We start from the raw sequence: 21278 nt of genomic DNA on the forward strand, positions 1-21278 counted from the left end.
TGCAGGGGGCTACGATGTTCGCTTTAACCCACGGCCGAATCTATACCGGCCACGACGTACTTGATGACCATGCAGTCATTATCGCTGATGGGCTGATCGAGAGAGTCTGCCCGGCGGCTGAATTGCCCGCCGGCATCGAAACGCGCGACCTGGGTGGCGCCATCCTGGCCCCCGGGCTTATAGACGTGCAGCTGAACGGCTGCGGCGGCGTACAGTTCAACGATTCGCTGGAAGCGATTTCGGAAGAAACGCTGGAGATCATGCAGCGCGCCAACGAGAAATCCGGCTGCACCAGCTATCTGCCGACGCTGATCACCAGCAGCGACGAATTCATGAAGCACAGCGTCGAGGTGATGCGCGCCTATCTGAAAAAGCACCAAAACCAGGCGCTGGGCCTGCACCTGGAAGGGCCGTACCTCAGCCCGGTGAAAAAAGGCACCCATAACCCGGCGTTCATTCGCAAGCCAACGCAGGACATGATCGATTACCTGTGCGCCAACGCCGACGTGATCACCAAGGTGACGCTGGCGCCGGAGATGGTTGAACCGCACGTTATCAAGCAGCTGACCGAGGCCGGTATCGTGGTCTCCGCCGGCCACTCGAACGCCACCTACGATCAGGCGCGCACCGGCTTCGCCGCCGGCATCAGCTTCGCCACCCACCTGTACAACGCCATGCCGTATATCACCGGCCGCGAACCGGGGCTGATGGGGGCGATCTTCGATACGCCGGAGGTCTATACCGGCATCATCGCCGACGGCCATCACGTGGCCTGGGCGAGTATCCGTAACGCCAAACGCCTGAAAGGTGATAAATTGGTATTGGTCACCGACGCGACCGCACCGGCAGGTGCAGATATTGACCAATTTATTTTCGCCGGTAAAACAATATACTATCGGGATGGGCTGTGCGTGGATGAGAACGGTACCCTGAGCGGTTCCGCACTGACCATGATCGAAGCGGTGCAAAACAGCGTCGAGCATATCGGCATCGCGCTGGACGAAGCGCTGCGCATGGCGACGCTGTACCCAGCGCGCGCCATCGGCGTCGAGCAGCGTCTGGGCACCATCGAAGCCGGCAAGGTGGCTAACCTGACCGCCTTCACCCGTGATTTTAAAATCACCAAAACGCTCGTTAACGGTAACGAGGTTTAATTCAATGAACAGCGAGTAACATTATTGATGAGCACTGGCGGACAAGCACAAATAGGGAACGTTGACTTAGTCAAACAACTTAACGGCGCGGCAGTTTACCGCCTGATCGACCAGCAGGGCCCGATCTCGCGCATTCAAATTGCCGAACTCAGCCAGCTTGCCCCCGCCAGCGTCACCAAAATTACTCGCCAGCTGCTGGAGCGCGGGCTGATCAAAGAAGTCGATCAGCAAGCCTCCACCGGCGGCCGCCGCGCGATCTCCATCGTGTCGGAAACCCGTCATTTCCATACCGTCGCGGTGCGTCTCGGCCGCCACGACGCCACCATCACCCTGTATGACATGAGCGGCAAATCGCTCGGCGAAGAACACTATCCGCTGCCGGAACGCACCCAGGAAACGCTGGAGAATGCGCTGTTCGCCGCCATCGCCCAATTCATCGAAGCGAATCAGCGCCGCCTGCGCGAGCTGATCGCCATCGCGGTGATCCTGCCCGGCCTGGTGGATCCGGCGCTGGGCGTGGTGCGCTACATGCCGCACATCAGCGTCAGCAACTGGGCGCTGGTGGACAACCTGCAGCAACGTTTCAACGTCACCAGCTTCGTCGGCCACGACATCCGCAGCCTGGCGCTGGCGGAGCACTACTTCGGCGCCACCCGCGACTGCGAAGACTCGATTCTGGTGCGCCTGCACCGCGGCACCGGCGCCGGCATCATCGTCAACGGGCAGATTTTTCTCGGCAACAACGGCAACGTCGGCGAGATCGGCCATATCCAGATCGATCCGCTCGGCGAACGCTGCCACTGCGGCAACTTCGGCTGCCTGGAAACGGTGGCCGCCAACGCGGCGATCGAACAGCGCGTGCGCCAGCTGCTGAGCCAGGGCTACCCGAGCAAACTGACGCTGGAAGACTGCGGCATCAACGCCATCTGCAAGGCCGCCAACCGCGGCGATCTGCTGGCCAGCGAAGTGATCGAACACGTCGGCCGCTATCTGGGCAAGGCGGTGGCCATCGCCATCAACCTGTTCAATCCGCAGAAGGTGGTGATCGCCGGTGAGATCACCGAAGCGGACAAAGTGCTGCTGCCGGCGATCCAGAGCTGCATCAATACCCAGGTGCTGAAGGACTTCCGCAAGAATCTGCCGGTGGTGACCTCCGAACTCAATCATCGCTCGGCGATCGGCGCTTTCGCCCTGGCCAAACGCGCGATGCTCAACGGCGTGCTCTTGCAGCGATTGCTGGAAAGCTGATCCGCCGCTTCTGGCAGGTGTGTTATCGTCACCCCTTGCCTGCCGTAATCATGAGAAACAGCGACAAATGAAAATCAAAAACGTTATATGCGATATCGACGGCGTGCTGCTGCATGACAATACGCCGGTGCCCGGCGCCGATCTGTTCCTGGCGCGCATCCAGGAACAAGGCATGCCGCTGGTGGTGCTGACCAACTACCCGTCACAGACCGCGCAGGATCTGGCGAACCGCTTCGCCGCCGCCGGGCTGGAAGTGCCGGAGAGCGCGTTCTATACCTCGGCGATGGCCACCGCCGATTTCCTGCGCCGCCAGGAAGGCAAAAAAGCCTACGTGGTCGGCGAAGGCGCGCTGATCCATGAGCTGTACAAAGCCGGTTTCACCATCACCGACATCAACCCGGATTTCGTGATCGTCGGGGAAACCCGCTCTTACAACTGGGACATGATGCACAAGGCCGCCTACTTCGTCAGTAACGGCGCGCGCTTTATCGCCACCAACCCGGATAGCCACGGCCACGGCTTCTCGCCGGCCTGCGGCGCGCTGTGCGCCCCCATCGAGAAGATCACCGGCCGCAAGCCGTTTTACGTCGGCAAGCCCAGCCCGTGGATCATTCGCGCCGCATTGAACAAAATGCAGGCGCACTCGGAAGAGACGGTGATCGTCGGCGACAACCTGCGCACCGACATTCTGGCGGGCTTCCAGGCCGGCCTGGAAACCGTGCTGGTGCTGTCCGGCGTCTCCACGCTGAGCGACATCGAAACCATGCCTTTCCGCCCGAGCTACGTCTACCCTTCCGTTGCCGATATCACTATTTTCTGACGCATTTATGGCGGCTGCCCGGCCGCCATTATTTCCCTCTTCCTGACCGCAGTTTGAATTTAATTCGTTCATGGCCGCAAAAGGTTTCAGCCTGCCCGCGCTAAAAACCCTCATTATAACCTTACGCCCCGCCAATAGCTGATATTGCCGGCAGGCGAAAATCCCTTACCCTAATTAATGAGGCTACCATGAGCACAAATAACATTATTAATGCCGCCGATGACGCTGCCATTATGCCGACTATCGCCAATAAAAAAATCCTGATGGGGTTCTGGCACAACTGGGCCGCCGGCGCCAGTGACGGTTATCAACAAGGCCAGTTCGCCAATATGAACCTGACCGACATTCCCGCCGAATATAACGTGGTGGCCGTCGCCTTTATGAAAGGCCAGGGCATCCCGACCTTCAAGCCTTACAACCTGTCCGACGCCGAGTTCCGCCGCCAGGTGGGCGTGCTGAACAGCCAGGGCCGCGCGGTGCTGATCTCCCTCGGCGGCGCAGACGCGCACATCGAACTGAAAACCGGCGACGAAGACCGGCTGAAAGACGAGATTATTCGCCTGGTGGAAGTCTACGGCTTCGACGGCCTGGATATCGATCTGGAACAGGCGGCGATCGGCGCCGCCAATAATAAAACCGTCTTGCCTGCGGCGCTGAAAAAAGTAAAAGACCATTACGCCGCGCAGGGGAAAAACTTTATTATCAGCATGGCGCCGGAATTCCCATATTTACGCACCAACGGCACCTACCTGGATTATATCAACGCCCTCGAAGGCTATTATGACTTTATCGCGCCGCAATATTATAACCAGGGTGGAGACGGTATTTGGGTGGACGAGCTCAACGCCTGGATCACGCAAAATAACGACGCCATGAAAGAGGACTTCCTCTACTACCTGACGGAAAGCCTGGTCACCGGCACCCGCGGCTATGCAAAGATCCCTGCAGCAAAATTCGTCATCGGTCTGCCGAGCAACAACGATGCCGCCGCCACCGGCTACGTGATCGACAAACAGGCGGTGTATAACGCCTTCTCGCGTCTCGACGCCAAAAACCTGTCGATCAAGGGCCTGATGACCTGGTCAATCAACTGGGACAACGGCAAGAGCAAAGCCGGCGTGGCCTACAGCTGGGAGTTCAAAACCCGCTACGCGCCGCTGATTCAGGGCGGAGTCACCCCGCCGCCGGGAAAGCCTAATGCGCCGACGGCGCTGACGGTCTCCGAGTTGGGCGCCACCTCGCTGAAGCTGAGCTGGGCCGCCGCCACCGGCTCCTTACCGATCGCCAGTTACACCGTTTACCGCAACGGCAACCCGATCGGCCAGACTGCCGGCCTGTCGTTGGCCGACAACGGCCTGGCTCCGGCCACCCAGTACAGCTACTTCGTTACCGCAACCGACAGCCAGGGCAATACCTCGCTGCCGAGCAGCGCGCTGGCGGTCAAAACCGCCAACGACGGCACGCCGCCCGATCCGAGCGCGCCCGAGTGGCAGAACAACCACAGCTACCAAGCCGGCGACGTGGTGAGTTATAAAGGCAAGAAATACACCTGTATTCAGGCGCACACCTCCAACGCCGGCTGGACGCCGGACGCCGCCTTCACCCTGTGGCAGCTCATCGCCTAATTGCTAATCGATTGCCGGTCAAACCGGCCGGCAATCCCGTCATTACGCTAAAAATTGCATAATCGCTAATTTTCCCCGCCGATAACTGAAAATCCGTCAAAAACAGCGTCCAGGCAAACAACTATTTCTCAGCGTATGGCTAAAACGCTTGCATCTCATGCAGCTTTAGGCGCATTTTCATAACCACAGCGCAGCAAAACCGCGTTATCGCTGATGAATCGGCAATGCTGCCCATAACAGTAAAAAACAACATCACAGTCATAAAAGCCCGTTAGGAGAGTTGTATGTGTTCTATTTTCGGTGTGCTCGATCTGAAGTCCGATCCCGTTGAACTGCGTAAGAAAGCGCTGGAGCTGTCGCGCCTGATGCGCCACCGCGGCCCGGATTGGTCCGGCGTTTACGCCAGCGACAAAGCCATTTTGGCCCACGAACGCCTGTCGATCGTCGACGTCAACAACGGCGCTCAACCGCTGTACAACGCTGCGCACACCCACGTTTTGGCGGTCAACGGCGAAATTTACAACCACCAGGCGCTGCGCCAACAGCTGAGCGACCGCTACGCGTTCCAGACCGGTTCCGACTGTGAAGTGATCCTGGCGCTGTATCAGGAGAAAGGCCCGGACTTCCTCGACGATCTGCAAGGCATGTTCGCCTTCGCCCTGTACGACACCGAAAAAGACGCCTACTTGATCGGCCGCGATCATCTGGGCATCATCCCGCTGTACATGGGCCACGACGAGCACGGCAACCTGTACGTCGCCTCGGAAATGAAAGCGCTGGTGCCGGTGTGCCGCACCATCAAGGAATTCCCGGCCGGCAGTTACCTGTGGAGCCAGGACGGCGAGATCCGCGAATACTATCGCCGCGACTGGTTCGATTACGACAGCGTCAAAGACAACGTGACCGACGCCACAGCCCTGCGCACCGCGCTGGAAGAGTCGGTGAAAAGCCACCTGATGTCCGACGTGCCTTACGGCGTGCTGCTGTCGGGCGGGCTGGATTCATCGGTCATCTCGGCGATCACCAAGAAGTACGCCGCGCGCCGCGTGGAAGATCAGGAACGCAGCGAAGCCTGGTGGCCGCAGCTGCACTCCTTCGCCGTCGGCCTGGAAGGCTCGCCGGATCTGCGCGCCGCGCAGGAGGTGGCCAACCATCTGGGCACCGTGCACCATGAAATCCACTTCACCGTGCAGGAAGGCCTGGACGCCATCCGCGACGTGATTTACCACATCGAAACCTACGACGTCACCACCATCCGCGCCTCGACGCCGATGTACCTGATGTCGCGCAAAATCAAGGCGATGGGCATCAAGATGGTGCTCTCCGGCGAAGGCGCGGACGAAGTGTTCGGCGGCTACCTCTACTTCCATAAGGCGCCGGACGCCCGCGAATTCCACGAAGAGACCGTGCGCAAGCTGCTGGCGCTGCATATGTTCGACTGCGCGCGCGCCAACAAGGCAATGTCCGCCTGGGGCGTTGAGGCCCGCGTGCCGTTCCTGGACAAGAAATTCCTCGACGTGGCGATGCGCATCAACCCGAAAGATAAAATGTGCGGCAACGGCAAAATGGAAAAACACATCGTCCGCGAATGTTTCGAGTCCTATTTGCCGGCCAGCGTGGCCTGGCGCCAGAAAGAGCAGTTCTCCGACGGCGTCGGCTACAGCTGGATCGACACGCTAAAAGAGGTCGCTGCGCAGCAAATCAGCGATCAACAGCTCGAAACCGCGCGTTTCCGCTTCCCGTACAACACGCCGACTTCGAAAGAAGGCTACCTGTACCGCGAAATCTTCGAGGAGCTGTTCCCGCTGCCGAGCGCCGCCGAATGCGTGCCGGGCGGCCCGTCTGTCGCCTGCTCGTCCGCCAAGGCCATCGAATGGGACGAATCGTTCAAGAAGATGGACGATCCTTCCGGCCGCGCCGTCGGCGTACACCAGGCCGCCTATAAATAATCGCACGGCGCTTTCCCTCGGGGCGGGCCTTTTGGCCCGCCTTTTTGTTGCCTTTTCCCCCCGCCAACTGCCTGAATTGCCGATTTTATCGCCATAATGTTCACAACCCAGACAAACGGCGCTTCCGGGCACTTTTTCGGGAAAAAACTTGTTGACGCAAATCGGTCATATACGCATAATGCGCCCCGCAACGCCGATGAAGGCAAAGCAAAAAAAGAGGGCTACGTAGCTCAGCTGGTTAGAGCACATCACTCATAATGATGGGGTCACAGGTTCGAATCCCGTCGTAGCCACCATCTATTTTTTTGCATTTGCGGGAGTGGCGAAATTGGTAGACGCACCAGATTTAGGTTCTGGCGCCGCAAGGTGTGCGAGTTCAAGTCTCGCCTCCCGCACCATTTCTCTTCATCGTCGGCGCAGTATGTTGATGGGGTATCGCCAAGCGGTAAGGCACCGGTTTTTGATACCGGCATTCCCTGGTTCGAATCCAGGTACCCCAGCCATAACAAACTGCTTGCAAATCAAAGAAGTAAAAAGTACCATCGGCTACGTAGCTCAGCTGGTTAGAGCACATCACTCATAATGATGGGGTCACAGGTTCAAATCCCGTCGTAGCCACCATAATTGGGGTGTCGCCAAGCGGTAAGGCTCTGGTTTCTGATACCAGCATACCCAGGTTCGAATCCTGGCACCCCAGCCATATTTAGAAAAGCCCGCTTCGGCGGGCTTTTTGCTTTTCGGCGCTCGGCCAATCCTAACGAGCCCAGCCGCAGCCGAGCCCTGTCGGTTACAATCCCAACGCGTACTTCAACGCATGCTCTTTCAGCTTGCCCGCCCGCTGCGCGGCCATCAGCGCCAGATTGCGCGCCACGTTCAGCGGCGCCAGGTTATTGCTGAAAGCGGTATAGAACAGATCCATGCCGCTCTGCATCAGCAGATTGTCGGTACGGCGGCGGCGCTGATAGCGCAGCAGTACCGCCTCGCTGCTCCAGTCCTCTCCCTGCTCCCGCGCATCGCTTAATACGTTCAGCAAGGCATCCACGTCGCGATACCCCAGATTGACGCCCTGCCCGGCCAGCGGGTTGATGGTATGCGCCGCATCGCCCAACAGCGCCAGCCCCGGCAGCACGTAGCGCTGCGCATGACGCCGCGTCAGCGGGAACGAACCGGCGGCGTGCACCTTGACCGGGCCCAGTCGCGACGGGAAAGCGGCGGCGATCTCGCGCTCCAGTTGCGCCGGCGGCATCGCCTGCAGCTGGCGAATGCGCTGCGGGCTGTCATACCACACCAGCGACCCCCAGCTGTCGTACAGCGGCAGGAAGGCACGCGGCCCGGATGGGAAGAAGCGCTGCCAGGTCACATCCTGCTGCGGCGCGCCGGTATCGACGGTGATCAACATGCACGCCTGACGATACTGCCAGCCGTTGGTGCCGATCGCCGCCAGCTTGCGCACCTGCGAGTTGGCGCCGTCGGCGCCGACAACCAAACGCGTCTGCAGCGTCTCACCGCCGTCCAGCGTCAACTGCCAGGCATTGTCCGCCCGCTGCAGCGATTGCAGCCTGGCGGGGCACAGCAGCGTCAAATTGGCGCACTGCGCGAACTGCTGCCACAGCGCCAGCTGCAGAATGCGGTTTTCCACCATAAAGCCCAGCTCCGGCAGCCCCAGGGACACCGCGTCGAACGCCACGCGCGACGACGCCCACTCCCAGGTCTCCAGCCGGCGATACGGCGCCGTGCGCATCGCCGTCACGGCCTGCCAGGCGCCGAGCTGTTTCAGCAGCCCCACCGAGGTGCAGCCGATAGCGGAAATGCGCAGATCCGGCGGGCTTTGCGCCTCGAACGCCTGCGGCGCCTGATGTTCCAGCAACGCCACCGACCAGCCCGCCTGCGCCAGCCCCAGGGCCGCCGCCGCGCCGACCATGCCGCCGCCGACCACCACCGCGTCATACCGATTTTGAGATGTCTTCATATTGGCTATGTTTTCTGTGTGAATGCTCGCCATCCCACCCGGTATGGCGTTTTGCGCAGTGTACCGGATTTTCGCTCCGGCTTCAGGTTGCGTGCCATTTTCCCCCGCGCTGGTCACAACGGCGGCAAATGATTACAATACGCGCCCTGCATGTCGCGTAACGCAACTTTCGCTCCGCACTGAGTAATGGCAAGTCAATGACGAAAAAACTACATATCAAAACCTGGGGCTGCCAGATGAATGAGTACGATTCATCGAAAATGGCCGACCTGTTGAACAGCACGCACGGCTTCGAGTGGACCGATAACGCCGAAGAGGCGGACGTGCTGCTGCTGAACACCTGCTCGATCCGTGAAAAGGCGCAGGAGAAAGTTTTCGCCATGCTGGGGCGCTGGCGCTTGCTGAAAGAAAAGAACCCGTCGGTGATCATCGGCGTCGGCGGTTGCGTGGCCTCGCAAGAAGGTGAACTGATCCGCAGCCGCGCGCCCTGCGTTGACGTGGTATTCGGCCCGCAGACCCTGCACCGCCTGCCGGAAATGATCAATCACGTTCAGGGCACCCGCAGCCCGGTGGTCGACATCAGCTTCCCGGAGATCGAAAAGTTCGACCGTCTGCCGGAACCGCGCGCCGAAGGCCCGACCGCATTCGTGTCGATCATGGAAGGCTGCAACAAATACTGCACCTTCTGCGTGGTGCCTTACACCCGCGGCGAGGAAGTGAGCCGCCCGAGCGACGACGTGCTGTTCGAAATCGCCCAACTGGCGGCGCAGGGCGTACGCGAGGTCAACCTGCTCGGCCAAAACGTCAACGCTTACCGCGGCGCCACGCATGACGGCGATATCTGCTCGTTCGCCGAACTGCTGCGCCTGGTGGCGGCCATCGACGGCATCGATCGCATTCGCTTCACCACCAGCCACCCTATCGAGTTCACCGATGATATCATCGCGGTGTATGAAGACACGCCGGAGCTGGTCAGCTTCCTGCATCTGCCGGTGCAGAGCGGTTCGGATCGCATCCTGACCATGATGAAACGCGCGCACACCGCGCTGGAGTACAAGGCGATTATCCGCAAGCTGCGCAAGGCGCGCCCGAACATCCAGCTCAGCTCCGATTTCATCGTCGGTTTCCCGGGCGAAAGCCAGGCCGACTTCGAACAGACCATGAACCTGATCGCCGACGTCAATTTCGACGTCAGCTTCAGCTTCATCTATTCGTCGCGCCCGGGCACCCCGGCGGCGGACATGGTCGACGACGTCAGCGAAGAAGAGAAAAAACAGCGGCTGTATATTCTGCAGGACCGCATCAACCAGCAGGCGCTGCAGTTCAGCCGCCGCATGCTCGGCACCGTCCAGCGCATTCTGGTGGAGGGCACCTCGCGCAAAAGCGTGATGGAGCTGGCCGGGCGCACGGAGTGCAACCGTGTGGTAAACTTCGAGGGCACGCCCGACATGATCGGCCAGTTCGTCGACGTGGAAATTACCGAGGTGCTGACCAACACCCTGCGTGGCGCAGTGGTGCGCACCGAACAGCAGATGGATCTGCGCGTACATGAATCCCCGCAGTCGGTGATCGCCCGTACCCGCAAAGAAAACGCGCTGGGCGTCGGCATTTACCAGCCCTGACGCCGCGGCGGCCGCCTTATCGCCGCCCATTCGCGCTACTCCTTACCGTTTCTCCGCCGGGCGTCCGCGCCCGGTGATTTGCTTTTTTATTTTTTTATTGTTGAAGAGGCGACATAACATGCAACTCCCACACTGCCCGAAGTGCAACTCCGAATACACCTACCAGGACAATGCCCTGTTCATCTGCCCTGAGTGCGCCCACGAGTGGAGCGACAGCGCCCCGGCGGAAGATCAGGACGCGCTGATCGTCAAAGACGCCAACGGCAACCTGCTGGCGGACGGCGACGCGGTCACCGTGATCAAAGACCTGAAGGTCAAAGGCAGCTCCTCGATGCTCAAGATCGGCACCAAGGTGAAAAACATTCGCCTGGTCGAAGGCGATCACAACATCGACTGCAAAATCGATGGCTTCGGCCCGATGAAGCTGAAATCCGAGTTCGTGAAAAAGAATTGATTCCCAGCGGCCTTGTTCTGTGATGACGCGGCGGGCTTTACGCCCCGCCGCGTTTTTTCCTTTTCTTCCCTTGAATTTCGCCGACGGCGCACAGATAGATCAGCGGTAAACTTGCGCCGTTGCGGCGCACCATGAATAATTCAAGAAAGAGAGTATTCAGGCTCGCCCTGAACGCGCGCGTCCCGGACGCGCTATGTGACATCAACCAGGCCCGATGTGACCTAGAGGAATAGTTTGAACGTCGCAACACAAGAAATTTTGTTAGAGCCCGCAGACAACAAGCGTTTGCTCAGCCTGTGCGGCCCGTTTGATGACAACATCAAACAACTCGAGCGCCGATTGGGCATCGAAATCAATCGCCGCGACAACCGTTTCAAGCTGGTCGGCAAAAACCTGTGCGTGGCCGCCGCCGCCGATATCCTGCGCCATCTGTACGTGGATACCGCGCCGATTCGCGGCGTGATCCCGGATATCGATCCGGAGCAAATCCACCTGGCCATCAAAGAGAGCCGGGTGCTGGAACAGGTAGCCGACAGCGTGCCGGATTACGGCAAGGCGGTCACCATCAAAACCAAGCGCGGCATGGTGAAACCGCGCACGCCCAACCAGGCGCAGTACATCGCCAACATTCTCGATCACGACATCACCTTCGGCATCGGCCCGGCGGGCACCGGCAAGACCTACCTGGCGGTCGCCGCCGCGGTAGATGCGCTGGAGCGCCAGGAAATTCGCCGCATTCTGCTGACCCGCCCCGCGGTCGAAGCCGGCGAAAAGCTGGGCTTCCTGCCGGGCGATCTGAGCCAGAAGGTCGATCCCTATCTGCGCCCGCTGTACGACGCCCTGTTCGAAATGCTGGGCTTCGAGCGCGTGGAGAAGCTCATCGAGCGCAACGTGATCGAAGTCGCGCCGCTGGCCTATATGCGCGGCCGCACGCTGAACGACGCCTTTATCATTCTGGATGAGAGCCAGAACACCACCATCGAACAGATGAAGATGTTCCTGACGCGCATCGGCTTCAACTCGAAGGCGGTCATCACCGGCGACGTCACCCAGATCGACCTGCCGCGCAACCAGAAATCCGGCCTGCGCCACGCGGTGGAAGTGCTTTCGGACGTGGAAGAACTGAGCTTCAACTTCTTCCACAGCGAAGACGTGGTGCGCCACCCGGTGGTGGCCCGCGTGGTCATCGCCTATGAGGCCTGGGAAGCGGCCGAGCAGAAACGCAAAGACGCGATTGCCGAACAACGTAAGCGCGAGGCGCTCGCCGCCTCCGAGCAGGAGACACCATGAGCCAGGTGATTTTGGATCTGCAGATTGCCTGTGAAAGCGGCGACGGCCTGCCGGATGAGGCCACCTTCCAGCGCTGGCTGGAAGGCGTGCTGCCGCAATTTCAGGAAGAGGCCGAGGTGACCGTGCGTCTGGTTGACGAAGCGGAAAGCCACGAGCTGAACCTGACCTACCGCGGCAAAGACAAGCCGACCAACGTGCTCTCTTTCCCGTTCGAGGCCCCGCCGGGCATCGAGCTGCCGCTGCTCGGCGATCTGATCATCTGCCGCCAGGTGGTTGAACAGGAAGCGATTGAGCAAGGCAAGGCGCTGGAGGCCCACTGGGCGCATATGGTTGTCCACGGCAGTCTTCATCTGCTAGGGTATGACCACATCGAAGACGATGAAGCCGAAGAAATGGAGTCTTTGGAAACCGAAATCATGCACGGACTGGGCTATCCTGATCCGTACCTGGCGGAAAAAGACCCCGTCTGACGTCAGCCGTTTACCCTACAGCCCCCTGCGGGGCTGTCGCTGACGCCCCTTAACTCTGACATGAGTGACAGTAACGAAAACGCCATGAGCGACGACCATTCACAAAGCAATGACAGCCCCAGTCCCAAGAAGGGGTTCTTTACTCTTATCCTTAACCAGCTGTTCCACGGCGAGCCCAAAAACCGTGGCGATCTGGTCGAGCTGATCCGTGATTCCGAACAAAACGACCTGATCGATCCCGATACTCGCGACATGCTGGAAGGCGTGATGGATATCGCCGAGCAGCGCGTGCGCGACATCATGATCCCCCGCTCCCAGATGGTGACGCTCAAGCGCAACCAGACGCTGGAAGAGTGCCTGGACGTGATTATCGACTCCGCCCACTCGCGCTTCCCGGTGATCAGCGAAGACAAAGATCACATCGAAGGCATTCTGATGGCCAAGGATCTGCTGCCGTTCATGCGCGCAGACTCCGAGCCGTTCAGCATCGACAAGGTGCTGCGCACCGCGGTGGTGGTGCCGGAAAGCAAGCGCGTCGACCGGATGCTGAAAGAGTTCCGCTCCCAGCGCTATCACATGGCGATTGTCATTGACGAATTCGGCGGCGTGTCCGGCCTGGTCACCATCGAAGACATTCTGGAACTGATCGTCGGCGAGATCGAAGACGAATACGACGACGAAGACGATCTGGATATCCGCCAGCTCAGCCGCCACATGTACACCGTGCGCGCATTGGCCCCGATCGAAGACTTCAACGAAGCCTTCGGTACCCATTTTAGCGACGACGAGGTCGATACCATCGGCGGTCTGGTGATGCAGGCCTTCGGCCACCTGCCGGCGCGCGGGGAAACCATTGAAATCGAAGGTTACCTATTTAAAGTTGCCATGGCCGACAGTCGACGTATTATCCAGGTTCATGTAAAAATTCCGGACGATTCTCCACCACCGAAACTGGAAGATTAAATCCAACATGGCTAAAGCCTCATTACTTGAACGCCAGCGGGTTCGCGCCCTGCTGGCGCTGTTGTCAGGTGCCGGCGGGACGCTGGCGTTCTCACCCTACGACTTCTGGCCAGCGGCCATCGTCTCCCTGTTCGGCCTGCTGGCCATTACCCTCAATCGCACCGCCAAACAGTCCGCCCTGCTCGGCTTTGTCTGGGGCTTCGGGCTGTTCGGCAGCGGCATCAACTGGGTGTATGTCAGCATCGCCGATTTCGGCGGCATGCCTTTCGCCGTCAACGTCTTCCTGGTGGTGCTGCTCGCCGCTTACCTGTCGCTGTATACCGGGCTGTTCGCCGGGCTGTTGACGCGCCTGTGCCCGGCCACTCGCTGGTGGCGGCTGGCCATCGCCGCGCCGGCGCTGTGGCAGGTGACCGAATTCCTGCGCGGCTGGGTGCTGACCGGCTTCCCCTGGCTGCAGTTCGGCTACAGCCAGATCAACGGCCCGCTGAAGGGCATCGCGCCGCTGCTGGGCGTCGACGCCATCACCTTTGTGCTGATGGCCATCGCCGGTCTGCTGGTGTATGCCGTCAATCAGCGCCGCCTGTCGGCTGCGGTCATCGCCGCCGCGCTGCTGCTGTTGCCGTGGCCGCTGCGCCAACTGCAGTGGTTTACCCCGCAGCCGGAGAAAGCGGTGAACGTCGCCATGGTGCAAGGCAACATCGCCCAGTCGATGAAATGGGATCCGAAAGCGCTGGTCAGCACGCTGCAAACCTATCTGGACGAAACCCGTCCGTACGTGGGCAAGGCGCCGATCGTCATCTGGCCGGAGTCCGCCATCCCGGATTATGAAGCCAACCAGAACGGCTTCCTGACCATGATGGACGACCTGATGCGGGCGAAGAACAGCAGCCTGATCACCGGCATCGTCGACGTGCGCGCCACGCCACAGGGCCAGCAGATCTACAACAGCGCCATCGTGCTCGGCGAACCGACGCCGTACAGCTACCCGGACAAGAATCGCTACAACAAGCACCACCTGGTGCCGTTCGGCGAATTCGTGCCGCTGGAGACGCTGCTGCGGCCGCTGGCGCCGTTCTTCGATCTGCCGATGTCTTCCTTCAGCCGCGGCGACTATGTGCAGCCGCAGCTCAGCGTGCGCGGGTACAACCTGACGGCGGCCATCTGCTACGAAATCGTGCTGGGCCAGCAGGTGCGCGATAACTTCCGCCCGGACACCAACTTCCTGCTGACCATCTCCAACGATGCCTGGTTCGGCCACTCCATCGGCCCGTGGCAACACTTCCAGATGGCGCGCATGCGGGCGCTGGAGCTCGGCCGGCCGCTGCTGCGCAGCACCAATAACGGCGTCACCGCCGCGGTGGACGCGAACGGCGAGGTGATCGCCGAGATCCCGCAGTTCACCCGTCAGGTGCTCGAAGTGAAGGTCACGCCGACCACCGGCGTCACGCCTTATGCGCGCTTCGGCGCCACGCCGCTGTGGGTGATAACCCTGCTGCTGGGCGGCTGGGCGCTGATGTTGGGCCTGCGCCGTAAATAGTCCTCTTCGCCGGGGCGCGCTCGCCGCGCCCCACTTTCCCGTCAATATCCCCACCCCAGTCAGAAAATGCCGTTAAATCAACGCGGCTGGCACACTCCTTGCTTTTATCTATGGCAACCTCGCGCGCCGGTTTACTTTTGCTGACGTTTTGTCGCACCTGCGCACATTTTGGGTGCATCGAGCGCACCGCACGAGTGCGTCAGCGTTTTGTTGCATTGATTTGGTGCGCGCGGCGTCTCAAAAAATGAAACATTTTAGTTTCAAGATATTCACAATCGGTTATTTTTTAACGGCTATCCGTTCTAAGACTATCTTTATAACTTGAGCAATAAATAGTCGGTTTAACCTGACGCTCTTTAGTCAGAGCCACCACAACAGCAAAGGAGTTGGACCATGCAAATGCGTAAATTGGCGTTATCGTTACTGCTGCTCGGTATGGCAGGTAGCGTGGCGCATGCGGAAGACCTGACCGGTACGCTGAAGAAAATCAAAGACAATGGCGTGATCGTTGTCGGCCACCGCGAATCGTCAGTGCCGTTCTCCTACTACGACAACCAACAAAAAGTTGTGGGCTACTCTCAGGACTACTCCAACCAAATCGTTGAAGCCGTTAAGAAAAAGCTGAATGCACCGAATCTGCAGGTGAAAATGCTGCCGATTACCTCGCAGAACCGCATCCCGCTGCTGCAAAACGGCACCTATGATTTCGAGTGCGGCTCCACCACCAATAACCTCGAGCGCCAGAAACAGGCCGCCTTCTCCGACACCATTTTCGTGGTCGGCACCCGCTTGCTGGTGAAAAAAGGCTCCGACATCAAAGACTTTAAAGACCTGGCAGGCAAACCGGTGGTGGTCACCTCCGGCACCACCTCCGAAGTGCTGCTGAACAAGCTGAACGACAGCGGCAAGATGAACATGCGCATCATCAGCGCCAAAGATCACGGCGATTCCTTCCGCACTCTGGAAAGCGGCCGCGCCGTAGCCTTCATGATGGATGACGCCCTGCTGGCGGGCGAGCGCGCCAAGGCCAAGAAACCGGATCAGTGGGAAATCATCGGCACGCCGCAGTCGAAAGAGGCCTACGGCTGCATGCTGCGTAAAGACGACCCTGAGTTCAAAAAACTGGTCGATGACACCATCGCCCAGGCGCAAACTTCCGGTGAAGCGGCCAAGTGGTTTGACAAATGGTTCAAACAGCCTATCCCACCAAAACAGCTCAACATGAACTTCGAACTGTCGGACGACATGAAGCAACTGTTCAAAGAGCCTAACGACAAAGCGTTGAACTAAATAGAACAAAAGCCGGGGCGGCCGCCAGGCCAAACCGGCCCAGTTGATGACTGGGACAGACAGGAATGAGGGGGGCCGTTCCCCTCCCTCATTTTCCCCAAGGCGCGCCACCGACATCCGTACACAACAAGCCAGCCAGACTGGCCGCGCGGCGATCGGCGCTCATCAAGTCATCAATCTTCGGCGCCCTGCGCCCGTTTATCGGAGTTTGTTATGTCAATAGATTGGAACTGGGGTATCTTCCTGCAGCAGGCCCCGTTTGGGAACACCACTTACCTCGGCTGGATCTGGTCCGGCTTTCAGGTCACGGTGGCCCTCTCCGTCTGTGCATGGATTATCGCTTTCTTCGTCGGTTCGCTGTTCGGTATCTTGCGTACCGTGCCCAACCGCTTTCTTTCCACTCTCGGCACCTGTTACGTCGAGCTGTTCCGCAACGTGCCGCTGATCGTGCAATTCTTTACCTGGTATCTGGTGATCCCCGAGCTGCTGCCGGTCAATATCGGCACCTGGTTTAAGACCGAGCTGGATCCCAACGTGCAGTTCTTCGTCTCTTCCATGCTTTGTCTGGGGCTGTTTACCGCCGCCCGCGTTTGCGAGCAGGTGCGCGCCGCCATTCAATCCCTGCCGCGCGGCCAGAAAGCCGCCGGGCTGGCGATGGGCCTGACGCTGCCGCAAACCTACCGCTACGTGCTGTTGCCGAACGCCTACCGGGTGATCGTGCCGCCGATGACCTCGGAGATGCTCAACCTGGTCAAAAACTCCGCCATCGCCTCCACCATCGGGCTGGTGGACATGGCCGCGCAGGCCGGCAAGCTGTTGGATTACTCCGCACACGCCTATGAATCCTTTACCGCCATCACGCTGGCTTATATCGGCATCAACGCCGTTATCATGCTGTTTATGCGTCTGGTCGAAAAGAAAGTGCAGTTGCCTGGCAACCTGGGGAGTAAATAATGTACGAATTTGACTGGGCGTCAATCGTCCCAAGCTTCCCTTATCTGCTGCAGGGCATGGTGATCACGCTGAAGATCACCGTGACCGCCGTCGTGGTCGGCATCCTGTGGGGCACCGTGCTGGCGGTGATGCGCCTGTCGCCGTTCAAACCGATCAGCTGGTTCGCCACCCTGTACGTCAACCTGTTCCGTTCGGTACCGCTGGTGATGGTGCTGCTGTGGTTCTATCTGGTGGTTCCAAGCTTATTACAACAGGTTCTAGGGCTGTCGCCGAAAACCGATATTCGCCTGATCTCGGCTATGGTAGCCTTTTCCCTGTTTGAAGCGGCTTATTATTCGGAAATCATCCGCGCCGGCATTATCAGCATCTCGCGCGGCCAATCTTCCGCCGCGCTGGCGCTGGGCATGACCCACTGGCAATCCATGCGGCTGGTGATCCTGCCGCAGGCGTTCCGCGCCATGGTGCCGCTGCTGCTGACCCAGGGCATCGTGCTGTTCCAGGATACCTCGCTGGTTTACGTACTGAGCCTGGCCGACTTCTTCCGCACCGCGTCGACCATCGGCGAACGCGACGGCACCCAGGTTGAAATGATCCTGTTCGCCGGCTTTGTCTATTTTGTTATCAGCCTCGCCGCCTCGGCGCTGGTAAGCTATTTGAAGAAAAGGACTGTTTGATGATATCCCTGAAAAATGTTTCCAAGTGGTACGGTCACTTTCAAGTGTTGACCGATTGCACCACCGAAGTGAAAAAAGGCGAAGTGGTCGTCGTCTGCGGTCCTTCAGGTTCCGGCAAGTCCACCCTGATCAAAACCGTCAACGGCCTGGAGCCGATCCAGCAGGGAAGCATCCTGGTGAACGGCACGCCGGTCAACGACAAGAAAACCAACCTGGCGCAGCTGCGCGCCAAGGTCGGCATGGTGTTCCAACACTTTGAACTGTTCCCGCACCTGTCCATCATCGACAACCTGACGCTGGCGCAGGTAAAAGTGCTCAAGCGCGATAAGACCGCCTCGCGCGAGAAGGGCCTGAAGCTGCTGGAGCGCGTCGGCCTCACCGCCCATGCCAACAAGTTCCCCGGTCAGCTGTCCGGCGGCCAGCAGCAGCGCGTCGCCATCGCCCGCGCGCTGTGCATGGATCCGATCGCCATGCTGTTCGATGAGCCGACCTCGGCGCTCGATCCGGAAATGATCAACGAAGTGCTGGACGTAATGGTCGAACTGGCGAACGAAGGCATGACCATGATGGTGGTGACCCACGAAATGGGCTTCGCCCGCAAGGTGGCGAATCGCGTGATCTTTATGGACGAAGGCAAAATCGTCGAAGACCGCAACAAAGACGATTTCTTCAACAACCCTGAATCCGATCGCGCCAAGGACTTCCTGGCCAAGATCCTGCACTAAATACGCCATCCATGCGCCCCGCCAGGGGCGCATCTTTTCTCCCGGCACTAAAAGCGCTTGTTTCTCCCCGGTTTTGATCCGATGCTCGCTGGATAACAAACAGAGGAGAAAGAACATGCCCCGCCCTATTATCATCGATTGCGATCCCGGCCTCGACGACGCCATCGCGCTGGCCATGGCGCTGCGTTCGCCGGAGCTGGACGTCAAAGCCATCACCACCTCCGCCGGCAACCAGACGCCGGAGAAAACCCTGCGTAACGCGCTGGGCCTGTTGACCCTGATGGGGCGCGAGGACATACCGGTCGCCGCCGGCGCCGGCGGCCCGCTGATGCGCGAGCTGGTGATCGCCGACTATGTCCACGGCAAAACCGGCATGGGTAACACCCACCTGCCGGCGCCGACCCTCAAACCCGATCCCCGCGGCGCCGTCGAACTGATCGCCGACCTGCTGCGCGCCAGCCCGCAGCCGATAACCCTGGTGGTGACCGGCCCGATGACCAACATCGCCCTGCTGTTGGCCCAGCATGCCGAGCTGAAAAGCCGCATCGAGCGCATCGTATTCATGGGCGGCGGCATGAACGCCGGCAATACCACGCCGGTCGCGGAGTTCAACATCTTCGTCGATCCCGAAGCCGCCGAAATGGTGCTGAAATCCGGCGTGCCGCTGACCATGGCCGGCCTGAACGTCACCCATCAGGCGCTGGTGTTGCCGCAGGATATCGAACGCATTCGTCAGATAGCCAATCCGGTCGCGCAGGCGGTCGCGGAGATGCTCGATTTTTACCTGCCGCTGTATCTCAGCCACCCGCGCGGCCTGCCCGGCGCGGCGATGCACGATCCCTGCACCATCGCCTGGCTGCTGGCGCCGCAGCTGTTTTCCGGCGTAGAGCGCTGGGTGGGGGTGGAAACCAAGGGGGAATACACCGCCGGCATGACGGTGGTGGACTATTTCCAGCAAACCGGCAACGCGGCCAACGTGGAAGTGCTGACCGGCATCAACCGCGAAGGCTTTATCGATCTGCTGGCCGAGCGCGTAGCGCGTTATTGATCCCATCGGGGCGCATTCGCGCCCCTATTTCAATTTTTTTGATTTAACTCAGCGAATTTTTGCGCTATCACTGTTCCTGGCTTGCCTCTACCATGCGTTTACACCGACTGACATCGTCACCGATTAGACTTCGCCTGGAGATAAGCCAATGAGCCGCGTACTGGTCCTGAAATCAAGTATTCTGGGTGAATATTCCCAGTCTGGAAAATTAGTCGATTTTTTTGTTGAACAATGGCGTGAAACTCACCCTGAAGACAGGTTCACCGTGCGCGATTTGGCCAACCCGACGCTGCCGGAGCTGGATGGTGAAGTGATGGCCGGTTTTACCGCCGGCGATAAACCGCTGACGCCGCACCAGCAAAGCACCCTGGCGCTGTCCGATGAGCTGATTGCCGAGCTGAAGTCGCACGACACGCTGATCATCAGCGCCCCGATGTACAACTTCAACATCCCGACACAGCTGAAGATCTACTTCGATCTGATTGCCCGCGCCGGTCAGACGTTCCGCTATACTTCCGCCGGCGCCGAAGGGCTGGTGACAGGCAAGAAAGCGATCGTCATCTCCAGCCGCGGCGGCATCCACGCCGGCACGCCGACGGATCTGATCACGCCGTACGTGAAGCTGTTCCTGGGCTTTATCGGCATCACCGACGTTGAATTCGTGCTGGCGGAAGGCTTCGCCTACGGCCCGGAAGCGGCGGAGAAAGCCGCCCAGGACAGCCGCATCGCGGTCGCGCAGAAAATCCCGGCCGGCGTCGCCGTACCGGCCAGCGCACCGGCGCAGGCGCAAGCCGCCCCGGCTACCGTCAGCGGCGGTTTCCTCAGCAACCTGCTGAAGAAACTGTTCCGCTAAACGCCGGCCTTAGCGTTCCCCGCCCTGCCGGGGAGCGCCATCAAGGTTCAAACGGCCGCCGCTGGAACTGGTCGTGGCCGCATTTCGGGCACAGCGGCAGCACCTCCGGCGTGTAGAACGCCAGGTGGTAGTGACACTGCTCGCACACCAGATTGCCCAGCCCCACCACTTCACCGCTGTGGTAAACGCCGTGGTGGCTGACATCCTTGAACACCTCGCGCCACTCCAGCTGGGTTTTGTCGGTGATATCCGCCAGTTCCTGCCACAGGCTCTCTTTGATCACCCGCATAAACACGCTGTCGGTAAACTCGTCCCGGCTCTCCTGATAGCTGCGGGCGAACTCTTCCAGATCGCGCCGCACCGCCTGCGTCACCTGCCGCACCTCATCGCGGGTCAGATCCTCGGCCTCGTTCAACCGCCGCTCCGCGCTGGCCACCAGTTCGTCGATATCGCGTTCACCGTTTTTCAGGCGTTCGGTCAGCGATGCCACCAATTCGCGGTAATACTGAGCAACCTTGTTCATAGACTCTCCTCGATAAACGCTGCGCCGGACTTGGCTGTAGGGATACCCCTAAGCTACTTGTTCTTATTTTAGCCGTAAATGACTGATGTCACTTGGCAAGACGCGGGATC

Annotated in this window: 19 protein-coding genes and 5 tRNA genes; 22 read left to right on the forward strand and 2 right to left on the reverse strand. The window is 59.7% G+C overall.

Translation table 11 applies throughout. From position 1 onward, the window contains the following. Nucleotides 1–14 precede the first annotated feature (14 nt). The 10 genes from nagA to REA38_RS23160 all read left to right on the forward strand — a co-directional run bounded on the left by nagA (nt 15) and on the right by REA38_RS23160 (nt 7496). On the forward strand, nt 15–1154 hold the full coding sequence (nagA, locus tag REA38_RS23115) for an N-acetylglucosamine-6-phosphate deacetylase (RefSeq protein WP_164096875.1): 1140 nt from the start codon (nt 15–17) through the stop codon (nt 1152–1154). Nucleotides 1155–1181: 27 nt separating this feature from the next. Beyond that, nucleotides 1182–2402 carry an N-acetylglucosamine repressor gene (locus REA38_RS23120; protein WP_033637448.1) on the forward strand — a complete coding sequence of 407 codons (1221 nt, stop codon included), beginning with the start codon at nt 1182–1184 and terminating at the stop codon, nt 2400–2402. 67 nt (nt 2403–2469) lie between these two features. Beyond that, nucleotides 2470–3222 carry an HAD-IIA family hydrolase gene (locus tag REA38_RS23125; protein ID WP_004939957.1) on the forward strand — a complete coding sequence of 251 codons (753 nt, stop codon included), beginning with the start codon at nt 2470–2472 and terminating at the stop codon, nt 3220–3222. 188 nt (nt 3223–3410) lie between these two features. Further along, on the forward strand, nt 3411–4847 hold the full coding sequence (locus REA38_RS23130) for a carbohydrate-binding protein (RefSeq protein WP_041033868.1): 1437 nt from the start codon (nt 3411–3413) through the stop codon (nt 4845–4847). Between the two features lie 284 nt (nt 4848–5131). Next, on the forward strand, nt 5132–6796 hold the full coding sequence (gene asnB, locus REA38_RS23135) for an asparagine synthase B (protein ID WP_033637446.1): 1665 nt from the start codon (nt 5132–5134) through the stop codon (nt 6794–6796). Nucleotides 6797–7015: 219 nt separating this feature from the next. Beyond that, nucleotides 7016–7092 (forward strand) — tRNA-Met (locus REA38_RS23140). A gap of 17 nt (nt 7093–7109) precedes the next feature. Beyond that, a tRNA-Leu gene (locus REA38_RS23145) sits at nt 7110–7194 on the forward strand. Nucleotides 7195–7224: 30 nt separating this feature from the next. Next, nucleotides 7225–7299, forward strand: a tRNA-Gln gene (locus tag REA38_RS23150). Nucleotides 7300–7340: 41 nt separating this feature from the next. Next, nucleotides 7341–7417, forward strand: a tRNA-Met gene (locus REA38_RS23155). A gap of 4 nt (nt 7418–7421) precedes the next feature. Continuing rightward, nucleotides 7422–7496 (forward strand) — tRNA-Gln (locus tag REA38_RS23160). An 87-nt stretch (nt 7497–7583) separates the two neighbouring features. Here REA38_RS23160 and ubiF read toward each other — a convergent pair. Beyond that, nucleotides 7584–8765 carry a 3-demethoxyubiquinol 3-hydroxylase gene (gene ubiF, locus REA38_RS23165; RefSeq protein WP_308886702.1) on the reverse strand — a complete coding sequence of 394 codons (1182 nt, stop codon included), beginning with the start codon at nt 8763–8765 and terminating at the stop codon, nt 7584–7586. Between the two features lie 197 nt (nt 8766–8962). Here ubiF and miaB point away from each other — a divergent pair, with 197 nt between their 5' ends. The 12 genes from miaB to REA38_RS23225 all read left to right on the forward strand — a co-directional run bounded on the left by miaB (nt 8963) and on the right by REA38_RS23225 (nt 20645). Beyond that, nucleotides 8963–10387 carry a tRNA (N6-isopentenyl adenosine(37)-C2)-methylthiotransferase MiaB gene (miaB, locus tag REA38_RS23170; RefSeq protein WP_004939964.1) on the forward strand — a complete coding sequence of 475 codons (1425 nt, stop codon included), beginning with the start codon at nt 8963–8965 and terminating at the stop codon, nt 10385–10387. Between the two features lie 118 nt (nt 10388–10505). Beyond that, nucleotides 10506–10841, forward strand: a complete 336-nt coding sequence (locus tag REA38_RS23175; protein WP_004939967.1) for a zinc ribbon domain-containing protein YjdM — start codon at nt 10506–10508, stop codon at nt 10839–10841. A gap of 234 nt (nt 10842–11075) precedes the next feature. Next, nucleotides 11076–12131: a PhoH family protein gene (locus REA38_RS23180; protein WP_033637443.1), complete on the forward strand. Its 1056-nt coding sequence runs from the start codon at nt 11076–11078 to the stop codon at nt 12129–12131. After that, nucleotides 12128–12601, forward strand: a complete 474-nt coding sequence (ybeY, locus tag REA38_RS23185) for an rRNA maturation RNase YbeY (protein WP_033637441.1) — start codon at nt 12128–12130, stop codon at nt 12599–12601. The genes REA38_RS23180 and ybeY overlap by 4 nt, the downstream gene beginning before the upstream one ends. An 84-nt stretch (nt 12602–12685) precedes the next feature. Further along, nucleotides 12686–13564, forward strand: coding sequence for a CNNM family magnesium/cobalt transport protein CorC (gene corC, locus REA38_RS23190; RefSeq protein WP_004939973.1), 879 nt, complete (start codon nt 12686–12688; stop codon nt 13562–13564). A 7-nt stretch (nt 13565–13571) separates the two neighbouring features. After that, on the forward strand, nt 13572–15101 hold the full coding sequence (gene lnt / locus REA38_RS23195) for an apolipoprotein N-acyltransferase (protein ID WP_308886703.1): 1530 nt from the start codon (nt 13572–13574) through the stop codon (nt 15099–15101). A 393-nt stretch (nt 15102–15494) separates the two neighbouring features. After that, a complete protein-coding gene (locus tag REA38_RS23200; protein ID WP_033637439.1) occupies nt 15495–16391 on the forward strand; it encodes an amino acid ABC transporter substrate-binding protein in 897 nt (298 codons plus the stop codon). Nucleotides 16392–16604: 213 nt separating this feature from the next. Beyond that, nucleotides 16605–17345, forward strand: coding sequence for an amino acid ABC transporter permease (locus REA38_RS23205; protein ID WP_033647195.1), 741 nt, complete (start codon nt 16605–16607; stop codon nt 17343–17345). Next, the gene (gltK, locus tag REA38_RS23210) at nt 17345–18019 is read left to right on the forward strand and encodes a glutamate/aspartate ABC transporter permease GltK (RefSeq protein WP_033637438.1); all 675 of its coding nucleotides are present in this window, start codon (nt 17345–17347) and stop codon (nt 18017–18019) included. The genes REA38_RS23205 and gltK overlap by 1 nt, the downstream gene beginning before the upstream one ends. Next, nucleotides 18019–18744, forward strand: a complete 726-nt coding sequence (locus tag REA38_RS23215) for an amino acid ABC transporter ATP-binding protein (RefSeq protein WP_033637437.1) — start codon at nt 18019–18021, stop codon at nt 18742–18744. The genes gltK and REA38_RS23215 overlap by 1 nt, the downstream gene beginning before the upstream one ends. A gap of 115 nt (nt 18745–18859) precedes the next feature. Next, nucleotides 18860–19792, forward strand: a complete 933-nt coding sequence (gene rihA, locus REA38_RS23220) for a pyrimidine-specific ribonucleoside hydrolase RihA (protein WP_308886704.1) — start codon at nt 18860–18862, stop codon at nt 19790–19792. 148 nt (nt 19793–19940) lie between these two features. Beyond that, on the forward strand, nt 19941–20645 hold the full coding sequence (locus REA38_RS23225; RefSeq protein WP_308886705.1) for an FMN-dependent NADH-azoreductase: 705 nt from the start codon (nt 19941–19943) through the stop codon (nt 20643–20645). A gap of 40 nt (nt 20646–20685) precedes the next feature. Here the strand turns inward: REA38_RS23225 and REA38_RS23230 are convergent, their stop codons facing one another. Then, the gene (locus REA38_RS23230) at nt 20686–21168 is read right to left on the reverse strand and encodes a zinc ribbon-containing protein (protein WP_025301844.1); all 483 of its coding nucleotides are present in this window, start codon (nt 21166–21168) and stop codon (nt 20686–20688) included. Between the last annotated feature and the right edge of the window lie 110 nt (nt 21169–21278).

Source organism: Serratia sp. MF1(2023), assembly GCF_030954545.1.
Taxonomy (GTDB): domain Bacteria; phylum Pseudomonadota; class Gammaproteobacteria; order Enterobacterales; family Enterobacteriaceae; genus Serratia; species Serratia sarumanii.

Coding starts and splice junctions, on each gene's coding strand:
- REA38_RS23175 (WP_004939967.1), top strand. CDS start 10,506: ATGCAACTCCCACACTGCCCGAAGTGCAACTCCGAATACACCTACCAG.
- REA38_RS23200 (WP_033637439.1), top strand. CDS start 15,495: ATGCAAATGCGTAAATTGGCGTTATCGTTACTGCTGCTCGGTATGGCA.
- nagA (WP_164096875.1), top strand. CDS start 15: ATGTTCGCTTTAACCCACGGCCGAATCTATACCGGCCACGACGTACTT.
- ybeY (WP_033637441.1), top strand. CDS start 12,128: ATGAGCCAGGTGATTTTGGATCTGCAGATTGCCTGTGAAAGCGGCGAC.
- asnB (WP_033637446.1), top strand. CDS start 5,132: ATGTGTTCTATTTTCGGTGTGCTCGATCTGAAGTCCGATCCCGTTGAA.
- REA38_RS23230 (WP_025301844.1), bottom strand. CDS start 21,168: ATGAACAAGGTTGCTCAGTATTACCGCGAATTGGTGGCATCGCTGACC.
- ubiF (WP_308886702.1), bottom strand. CDS start 8,765: ATGAAGACATCTCAAAATCGGTATGACGCGGTGGTGGTCGGCGGCGGC.
- REA38_RS23215 (WP_033637437.1), top strand. CDS start 18,019: ATGATATCCCTGAAAAATGTTTCCAAGTGGTACGGTCACTTTCAAGTG.
- gltK (WP_033637438.1), top strand. CDS start 17,345: ATGTACGAATTTGACTGGGCGTCAATCGTCCCAAGCTTCCCTTATCTG.
- REA38_RS23125 (WP_004939957.1), top strand. CDS start 2,470: ATGAAAATCAAAAACGTTATATGCGATATCGACGGCGTGCTGCTGCAT.
- lnt (WP_308886703.1), top strand. CDS start 13,572: ATGGCTAAAGCCTCATTACTTGAACGCCAGCGGGTTCGCGCCCTGCTG.
- REA38_RS23120 (WP_033637448.1), top strand. CDS start 1,182: ATGAGCACTGGCGGACAAGCACAAATAGGGAACGTTGACTTAGTCAAA.
- rihA (WP_308886704.1), top strand. CDS start 18,860: ATGCCCCGCCCTATTATCATCGATTGCGATCCCGGCCTCGACGACGCC.
- miaB (WP_004939964.1), top strand. CDS start 8,963: ATGACGAAAAAACTACATATCAAAACCTGGGGCTGCCAGATGAATGAG.
- REA38_RS23130 (WP_041033868.1), top strand. CDS start 3,411: ATGAGCACAAATAACATTATTAATGCCGCCGATGACGCTGCCATTATG.
- corC (WP_004939973.1), top strand. CDS start 12,686: ATGAGCGACGACCATTCACAAAGCAATGACAGCCCCAGTCCCAAGAAG.
- REA38_RS23225 (WP_308886705.1), top strand. CDS start 19,941: ATGAGCCGCGTACTGGTCCTGAAATCAAGTATTCTGGGTGAATATTCC.
- REA38_RS23205 (WP_033647195.1), top strand. CDS start 16,605: ATGTCAATAGATTGGAACTGGGGTATCTTCCTGCAGCAGGCCCCGTTT.